Raw genomic sequence first — 8240 nt, forward strand, 5'->3', positions numbered from 1 at the left:
CGAAGCATTATGGCATTCAGAAGATAGGTTAAAAGGACTTAATGGAGATATTAAAAGTATTCTTTCAAAAACCATAGCATAACGACTTTTTACACATTTTTCGGACTTTATACACAGAGACTACTTAATACACAAAGCCCTCTAGAACGGTTTTTCTTTAAAACCTCTGACTTATTTAGTTATATAAGAACGGTATAAACTCAGAAAACAATGAACATTTTCAAAAACCATGTAGGGCAGATACAGATTTGCTTTTAGTACGCTAAACACGTATAATTTTCATCAAAGTCATCTCTACAAATAAATTTGCTATATAGATATGGCAAGTCTTGCGTTTAACGATTAAGATTTCGTAAGCAAATTTCTTTTAAGACTGGTAACAGTTGTATACTATTTTTTTTAGCACGAGATATAATTACTTCATAGTGGGCCATAAAAGTTCTTTTGGAATGTACCCTCGTAGTGCAAATGTTTTTAAACGAATTTCCTTTATACCGTGGTATGCAAGATATTGTCGTAGGAAGAAGTAAGAAAGACCTTGAGAAATGGGGCTTGAAAGGTGCTATTCTTATTGGGAAGCATTATATTCGAATGGGTCAGACCCAATCGCTTTCTAATAATGTGTATATGGATGTTGCAGGCGCTCATGTTGTTTTTATTTGCGGCAAACGTGGTGGCGGAAAATCGTATACGATGGGCGCTATTGCCGAAGGGTTTCACTTACTTGAAGATGCAATCAAACAAAATCTTTCAGTAATTTTGCTCGATACCATGGGTGTGTATTGGACGATGAAATATCCTAATTTACAAGATAAAGAACTCTTGGATGAATGGGGTCTAAAACCCGAGAGTATTCCTGTAAAAATTTTTACTCCTGAAAAATATTATCATACTTACAAAAAAGAAGGTATTCCAACTGATGTGCCTTTCACCCTTACGCCAAGCGCTATTGATCCTGATGATTGGTGCACGGCATTTAAAACCGATAAATATAGTAGTGAAGGAATTCTTATTAACAAAACAATTCTTGATCTTAAAAAACACTCGGAGACATTTCTCATTGCCGATGTTATTAAGCAATTACGAGACGATACTGAAGTAAATAAGGCAACAAAAGATGCAGTTGTTGCAATGTTTCGTATGGCTGATTCTTGGGGCGTGTTTTCCGATCACGGAACAAAGCTTGCTGATATTGCTAAGGGTGGCCAAATAACTATTCTTGATGTATCTTGTTATGCGACTATGCCTGGTGGTTGGGATGTAAAAGCTTTAATGGTGGGGCTCATTGCAAAACGATTATTTGTTGACCGTATGGTTGCTCGAAAAGACGAAGAGCACGATAGTGTACAAACCGCAACGAATTTTTTTTCAATAGATGCAAAAGAAAAACAAGACATGCCGCTTGTTTGGCTTGTTATTGATGAAGCGCACGAGTTTTTACCGCGAGACGGAACGGTTGCGTCAACCGATGCGCTTGTGACAGTTATGCGTGAAGGTCGTCAACCCGGTCTTTCATTAATTCTTGCAACGCAGCAACCAGGTAAAATTCATACTGATGTGATGACGCAATCAGACATCGTTCTTGCACACCGTATCACAGCAAAAATTGATGTTGACGCGCTGGGTATGCTTATGCAATCATATATGCGTGAAGGTCTTGTTGAGCAACTTGATCATCTTCCTCGCGTGAAAGGCGCAGGAATCTTATTCGATGACAGCAATGAAAAAATGTATCCTATTCGTATTCGTCCACGATTTACGTGGCATGGCGGGGGCAGCCCATCTGCAATTAAAGAAGAAAAAGACGCCGAGGAATTTTTATGAAGTATGTGGTTACTGCCTTTCTTTTGCATGAAGATAAAATTTTCTTAATTAAACATAGATAAAAACAACTTTGGATTCCTGTCGGCAGACACGTCGAGGAACAAGAAACCTTTGATAAAGCTTTAAGAAGAGAACTAAAAGAGGAAACTAACTTATCTGCAAAGATTATTTCTTATTATCCTCCAACCATTTTATCTTCTTCCTTAAACAATCCCTTTTTTATTTTTGCAGACAATGATGAAACTATTTTAGAATATATTGGATTCATTGAAGATTTTTCCGTATTAAAAATAGAAGAAAATGAAATTGATGATGTACGTTGTTTTTCAAAAGAAGAATTAGCATCAGAACCTTTTTTAGAACATATAAAAGAAAAAGCGTTATTTGCATTAGATTGTTTAACTAAATAACTCCTTTGCAACGTTAAGGGCATTCTCGCGATTTTTTGGAAATGCTGCTAGAACGATTTTGAAATGATAGCAAGTACCGCCGTCTGTTAATACTGCTTCATCTGTTTCTTCAAGTTTTGTTTTATCCAGTCGGATGTATAAATTACCTTCATTATCAACGCGATTTTCCTGAGATGCAATGGTTGCGCATTGCGCATCACCTAATACTGCTTTAAGTTCTTTAAGAATATAATTTATATGTCGTTGTTTGGTCAGTGTCACGCTAAATAATTTCATATCTCGTCCTTCAAGGACCTTTGCTTTGGTAATTTCTAGTTGAATGTTTTCTTCTTCAAACTGTTCAGGTAGGAATGCAATAAGGGTTTCTGCTGTTTTTTCTTCATCCTCCTCTTCGTAGGAATACACACTAATGGTTACCGAATGTGCTTGTTTCATCATAAAAATTCACTTCAGAGCCTGGTATGGTGATTGTATGCCAAATGTGGACAAACAGTATGCTGTTATTTAGCCCATATATTTAAATACTGTTGTTTGTTTCACCCCTTGTATATGGCAAGAGATTATATGGATGGAGGTGCATTTGCATTAAGTGGTACGCCCCAAGATATCGAACAAGAAAATAGGCTACTTAGAGAAACCATCTCGCAGCTGAAAAATGAATTGGATAGATATCGTTCTCCTGCGCTTCTTGTTGCAGATGTTGTGGAGCTTATTGATGAAAATAACGCACTCATTGTCATGCCAAACGGTAATAAATTCTTTGTTGATATTTCTAGCGAGCTTGAAGACTTAAAGGCGGGGGATTCTGTTTTAGTTGAGCAAAAAAATCTCACTATTGTTGATAAGGTTCGTTCTACGAGACGTTTTAATGTTGAGCAATTTGTTATTATGGAAAAGCCAAATGTCAAATGGTCTGATATTGGCGGTTTAAAGCGCGAAGCTGAAGAAATTCGCGAGGTTGTCGAATTACCATTAAAAAGTCCAGAACTCTTTACAAAAGTGGGTATTGAACCGCCAAAAGGTATTTTACTTCATGGTCCTCCAGGTACTGGAAAAACGCTTCTTGCTAAAGCTGTTGCCTCAAGTACGAACTCAACGTTTATTGAAGTTGTTGGTAGTGAGTTGGTGCAGAAATTTATTGGTGAAGGTGCAAAATTAGTTAAAGAAATTTTTGAGCTTGCTCGAGAAAAGGCTCCTGCAATAGTATTTATTGATGAATTAGATTCCTTAGCTGCAAGTAGAATTGAGTTAGGAACAAGTGGTGAGCGTGAGGTACAACGAACGTTCATGCAGTTTCTTGCAGAAATTGATGGTTTTAAACCGCTTGCTGATGTAAAAATTATTGGTTGCACGAACAGAAAAGATATTTTAGATCCTGCAGTACTTCGTCCTGGTCGTCTTGATAGGTTAATTGAAGTAGGTAATCCTGATATCGAAGGTGTTGAGCAAATTCTTCGTATTCATACTAAAAATATGAAAGTAGAAAAAGGTTTTCGTTATAAAGAGATGGCTAAACTGCTTGAAGGTATGAGTGGTGCTGAAATTAAAGCTGTTTGTACTGAATCGGGTTATGCTGCAATTCGTGAAAAGCGAACAATTGTTACAAAATTGGATTTTGCGTATGCAAAAGAAAAAGTTCTTCGTAATGAAGAAACTGAAGGCGATGAGTATTTGCGTATGTTTAGTTAGATAATTTCTTTTTCTTATTCTTAACCCAACCTTTTTATAGTCTTAACTCTTTTCTATTCATTGTGTATGTGATGACCGCGTGAACACCCGCTGAGGCATTCGTGTCGATGATTATCGGTAGTAACTAGAGAGCATACACCCTTTTCTTCTCATCTTCTTTTTTTTCTACTTTTGTTTTATTGTTGTTTTTACTTTTGTTCTGTTTTTTTCTATGCTTGAGCTTTAGCGAAACATACTACGTTCGCCTATACGTAAGATGGCTTGGCAGAGCATACACCTTTTTTTCTAAAAATAATTTTTTCATGCTTGCAAAAAAAGTTTATGAATAATTTTTATTTAACGAGAATTAGTTATTTTAAAATCAACACAGATGCGAAATGTTCGCGGGCTTTGTTGTCCGCTTTTAACAACTTCTAAGATTTCGTATGTTCGGCCTAGTCGTTCACAATAGGTTTTAATTTCGTCTTTTGCTTTGTTAAATTCATCGACATGATAAAATCCGTAGAGATGAATAATTGCATTTTTATTTGCGACAGGTAAAGCAACATCTAAGAATTCTTCTGCTGTTTTTGGTAGTGGCATAATTATTCTGTCGAATGTCTTTCCTAATTGCGGCACTACTTCTCGCACATCGCCACAATGAAGTTCGACATTAGTTAATTTATTTTTTTTAATATTTTCAAGGCCGTATGTATGTCCCTGCGGATTAATTTCTACACCTACGATATGTTTTGCAGGGGTGAGTTTTCCAAGAACGCAAGGATATGGTGCTGCGCCACTAAACATGACAAGAATGTCTTCACCTTCTTTAACTTGTTGCGCAATACGTTTTCGTTCGGTTGAAAGTCTTGCTGAGAAATACACGTCTTCAACGTTCACAGTAAAAACGCATTCGTTTTCTTTATAGGTTGCTTCTTTGGTTTGTTCGCCTGCAAGGTGTTTCATGTCTTGCGTGCGAAATGTTCCTTCGTGTCCGCTTCCTTTTTTAAGAACTGTTTTAATAAGCGGGTTTGATTGTAGCAATGCTTGCGCAATATCTTTTTCTTTATGTTCTAGTTCGTGAGGAATTTCAACAATTGCTATCGTTCCCATAATATCATGTGCTGCCTTTGCTATTGCGAGTTCTTCTGGCATTAAAATGTTTTGTAGCACATCTTTAAATGGGATCGCTGTTTTTTTGTGTATTCGTTCTTCAAGTGCAACATCAACAGTTTCTTTTGGGTAATTGCGCACGGGAAAATAGATGAAGTCATGTTCTTTTTTAGGTTGATAAGAATTATCCAACTGGTTGTTGGCAATGAGTTCTTTTTTGATTTGCTCGGCCTTGTCTAAAGGAGCTTTCACACACATCGTCATAGAACTCTTAAAATCAGTAATAATTTATAAATGCTCCTGCCGCTCAAGGGGTTTGTCTTCTTTTTTTTGTCCTACTTGCTCTTTAAGGCTTTGTGCAATTTTAACACCTACAATGCCTTCAAGAAATTCAGGCGTTGCTCGCTCGACATCTTTTATGGTTTTGACGTGGTGAGTAAATAGTTTTCGTGCGCGCACGCGACCAATATTTTTGAAATGAAGTAGTGTTAGAAGTTCTGCCTTCACACCATGTTTTGCACGCACACGTACCTGTTTGATTATTTTTATTACTGGTTTTAAATTACTCATACGTGCAAGTTCTTCGCATGCATATAAGAGCCAATCTGCTTTTTGCAGTTTGATACTCAGTTCTCCTGGTCGAACGTTGTAGCGTTCAAAAAGTTCATCTTCTGTTCGCTCACTCATCCAATCCAGCATGCATTGTGTTGATTTAATGCTATCATCAAAATCATCAACGCTAACATCGTAAAATTCTTCTTCAGTAAAGAGGAACTCTTGCTCCAGGCGTCGTGTTTGTATCATCTCCATATCGATTGCTTTTGCGCGTAAGAGCGGAATCATTTCAAGCGAACAATGAAGAAGATGAATAAGTGCAAAGGTTTGCTCTTCATCTGTTGATTCTTTTGGGTTACAAGAAAGTTTTTGTAATCCTACTAATAACACGTGAGCTGTTAATGGATCAAGGTAGAGTTCACTAACTCGTTGTCCGAGTAGTGTTGCAGTAAGTGGGTGATTTTCGTTTGTTTTTTCTTCTTCTAAAAGTCTTGTTGCGGGTATAAATAATGTATCTGTTTTATTTTGTTGTTTAATTATTGTTGTTTGTTCTAAAAATCTCCATTCCTCTAGAAGCACAATCATTTTTTGTAGTGTTCGTTGGAGTCTTTTACTATCGCTGAATTGTTGTGCATAAAATGTTTTTTCAAAAAAACTATACAGCTCTTGGGCATTAGTAACAAATTTTGTTGCAACTAAACTTAAGATGTAGGTGCGAAGCACGGGCTCAACAGCAAGTTTTGAGAAGATATCTTCTACTTGTCCCCGTATATATGTTTCGCGAAGTTCTTCAAGGTCATTTTCATTTTTTGCAATAAGTATTGCTTCTCCATAATCTTCTTTTCCCGGTCGTCCTGCTCGTCCCGCCATTTGTTCATATTCTAAAACGGGTATAGGGACCATTCCTCGATTTCCAAATCGTTTCGTGTCGCGAATAATGGTGCGAAAGGCAGGCATGTCTAGTCCTGCTGCTAGCGTTGGTGTTGAGCAAATAATTTTAATAATTCCTTCTCGAAATGCATCTTCGACAAGTTCTCGTTGCTTGCTTGCGAGGCCTGCGTGATGAAAGGCAATGCCTTGTCGTATACATAATGATAATCGTTTGCATTGTTTTGTTGGTGTGCTAAGCACCTTAAGAATTTTTTCAGCGAGAAGATTTGTTGCTGCAAAATTAATTGCTTGTTCTTCGCCTCGTATATCCTTGGCTATTTTTTCTGCTTGACTTTCTGCTGCTCTTTTACTTGCGCAAAAAACTAGCGCTTGTTTATGTTGTTGAATAGTTTTTAAGCATAAGCCAACTGTTTGATCTTTATGCGACGTAATAGCAGTAGTTCTCATGAGATAATGAGTGGTTGTTCGTTGTTTAAATCATTTTGGTTTAAGTATGTCCAGTGTTATGCCGAGATGAAGCTAGAACGATAGTAGAGCGACAAGGATTTTTCCTTTGATCTAAATATTTTTTCTTTATAAGACAAAAGTATTTTTTCAAATAATCTGCTAGAATTGCAGTTCTAGTTCTAAATAAAGAGTTTACGAAGTGGTTATAAAAAATGGTGAGTCTTTCAAATGAGTGTTGTTCATTTGGAAGTCCGAAGCGTAAGCGACACTACCGCGGGGATTGCTAAGCTTGATGAGTTTGGCTGCCAAAAATCAAAGATTTTTGTGCATGTTCAAATCTCTAGGGATTGTTATTTTCTGTTAGGAAAATGGTGAGCCCGCGGGGATTTGAACCCCGGACCACACGATATCTGGTATTAACGTTCCACTTGTTCATTGGTTTTTCGCTAATAGTATCAGTCGTGCACTCTACCAGGCTAAGCTACGGGCTCAAACAAATAGTCGTGTTCTGTTAACCAGAACACAGATGATTATGGCGCCCCCGGCCAGATTTGAACTGGCGACCAATCGGTTAACAGCCGATCACTCTACCACTAAGCTACGGAGGCATGATGTTGTTTTAGTTGTAGCTTTTTAGGTTTTTTGTGTATGCTTGAGTGCTGAGAAGACTTGTTTGCCATTTATAAATTTAACGCGTAGCGTGTTTACATGGAGTTATAAGACTGTTTTGAGGGTGTTAGGTGCTGGTTAGGTAGCAAAAGATTTATATAGCTGTTATTACCCAATTTAGTTATACTTATGTTGTAGTAAACGTATGGTGTGTAAATTATGGTTGAAGATATATCAAATAGAACAATTCTTATCCTTGTGGCATTGACCATTATTGTTTCAACATTAGGAACCTTAACGGTGATGGATAGCGTGGGTAAGTATAATGCTGCAGCGGCAGCGGACAGTCAAGAAGGTAGTACGACAAGTGTTGGGAAAGTATCTTTATATATTCCAAAGTCTGCGCCTAGTGGAGAGGTTAATTTATTTATTCCTCCCTCAGAAGAAGTTCCTCTAGAATAAGTGGTTGGTGATACATAATGGATATTTCAAATAAAACTTTGGGGCTGCTCTTGGTTGCAGCAATTGTGGTAAGTGTTGGTGGCACATTGATGAGTCTTAATCAATTAGAAAGTGTTTCTCCGACTGGTTTTGCTACTACTGGCTCAGGCACAGTAGATTTAGATATTGGTTCTTATGTTGCTATTGTTGTTGATGATACGGCTATTAACTTTGGTACTTGTACATTAGTAGATACGGGTAATACCTTGTTTAATTCGACGT

At 37.3% G+C, this 8240-nt stretch carries 8 protein-coding genes and 2 tRNA genes; 5 read left to right on the forward strand and 5 right to left on the reverse strand.

What is annotated here, in order from left to right; genetic code table 11:
* Positions 1-501: 501 nt before the first annotated feature.
* Both K9M74_05400 and K9M74_05405 read left to right on the forward strand, forming a co-directional pair.
* Positions 502-1824 (forward strand): DUF87 domain-containing protein, encoded by a 1323-nt coding sequence (locus K9M74_05400; protein ID MCF7799312.1) that lies wholly within the window; start codon positions 502-504, stop codon positions 1822-1824.
* A gap of 74 nt (positions 1825-1898) precedes the next feature.
* Positions 1899-2234, forward strand: a complete 336-nt coding sequence (locus K9M74_05405) for an NUDIX hydrolase (GenBank protein ID MCF7799313.1) — start codon at positions 1899-1901, stop codon at positions 2232-2234.
* Here the strand turns inward: K9M74_05405 and K9M74_05410 are convergent.
* A complete protein-coding gene (locus K9M74_05410) occupies positions 2223-2672 on the reverse strand; it encodes a hypothetical protein (GenBank protein MCF7799314.1) in 450 nt (149 codons plus the stop codon). The two genes, K9M74_05405 and K9M74_05410, sit on opposite strands and share 12 nt — an antisense overlap.
* Positions 2673-2972: 300 nt before the next feature.
* Here K9M74_05410 and K9M74_05415 point away from each other — a divergent pair, with 300 nt between their 5' ends.
* Positions 2973-3923 carry an AAA family ATPase gene (locus K9M74_05415; protein ID MCF7799315.1) on the forward strand — a complete coding sequence of 317 codons (951 nt, stop codon included), beginning with the start codon at positions 2973-2975 and terminating at the stop codon, positions 3921-3923.
* Between the two features lie 336 nt (positions 3924-4259).
* Here K9M74_05415 and K9M74_05420 read toward each other — a convergent pair whose 3' ends face one another.
* From K9M74_05420 to K9M74_05435, 4 genes are all read right to left on the reverse strand, one after another.
* Positions 4260-5279 carry a class I SAM-dependent methyltransferase family protein gene (locus K9M74_05420; GenBank protein MCF7799316.1) on the reverse strand — a complete coding sequence of 340 codons (1020 nt, stop codon included), beginning with the start codon at positions 5277-5279 and terminating at the stop codon, positions 4260-4262.
* A 24-nt stretch (positions 5280-5303) separates the two neighbouring features.
* The gene (locus K9M74_05425; GenBank protein ID MCF7799317.1) at positions 5304-6908 is read right to left on the reverse strand and encodes a hypothetical protein; all 1605 of its coding nucleotides are present in this window, start codon (positions 6906-6908) and stop codon (positions 5304-5306) included.
* Positions 6909-7277: 369 nt separating this feature from the next.
* Positions 7278-7399, reverse strand: a tRNA-Ile gene (locus K9M74_05430).
* Between the two features lie 42 nt (positions 7400-7441).
* A tRNA-Asn gene (locus tag K9M74_05435) sits at positions 7442-7516 on the reverse strand.
* A gap of 220 nt (positions 7517-7736) precedes the next feature.
* Between K9M74_05435 and K9M74_05440 the strand changes: the two genes are divergently transcribed.
* Together K9M74_05440 and K9M74_05445 are read left to right on the forward strand one after the other, a co-directional pair.
* Complete coding sequence (locus K9M74_05440; protein MCF7799318.1) at positions 7737-7979, forward strand: hypothetical protein; 243 nt, start codon at positions 7737-7739, stop codon at positions 7977-7979.
* A gap of 17 nt (positions 7980-7996) precedes the next feature.
* The coding region (locus tag K9M74_05445; GenBank protein ID MCF7799319.1) for a hypothetical protein at positions 7997-8240 on the forward strand (244 nt) is incomplete at its 3' end.

The sequence above is a fragment of the Candidatus Woesearchaeota archaeon genome (assembly GCA_021734105.1).
Classification (GTDB): domain Archaea; phylum Nanobdellota; class Nanobdellia; order Woesearchaeales; family SKGA01; genus SKGA01.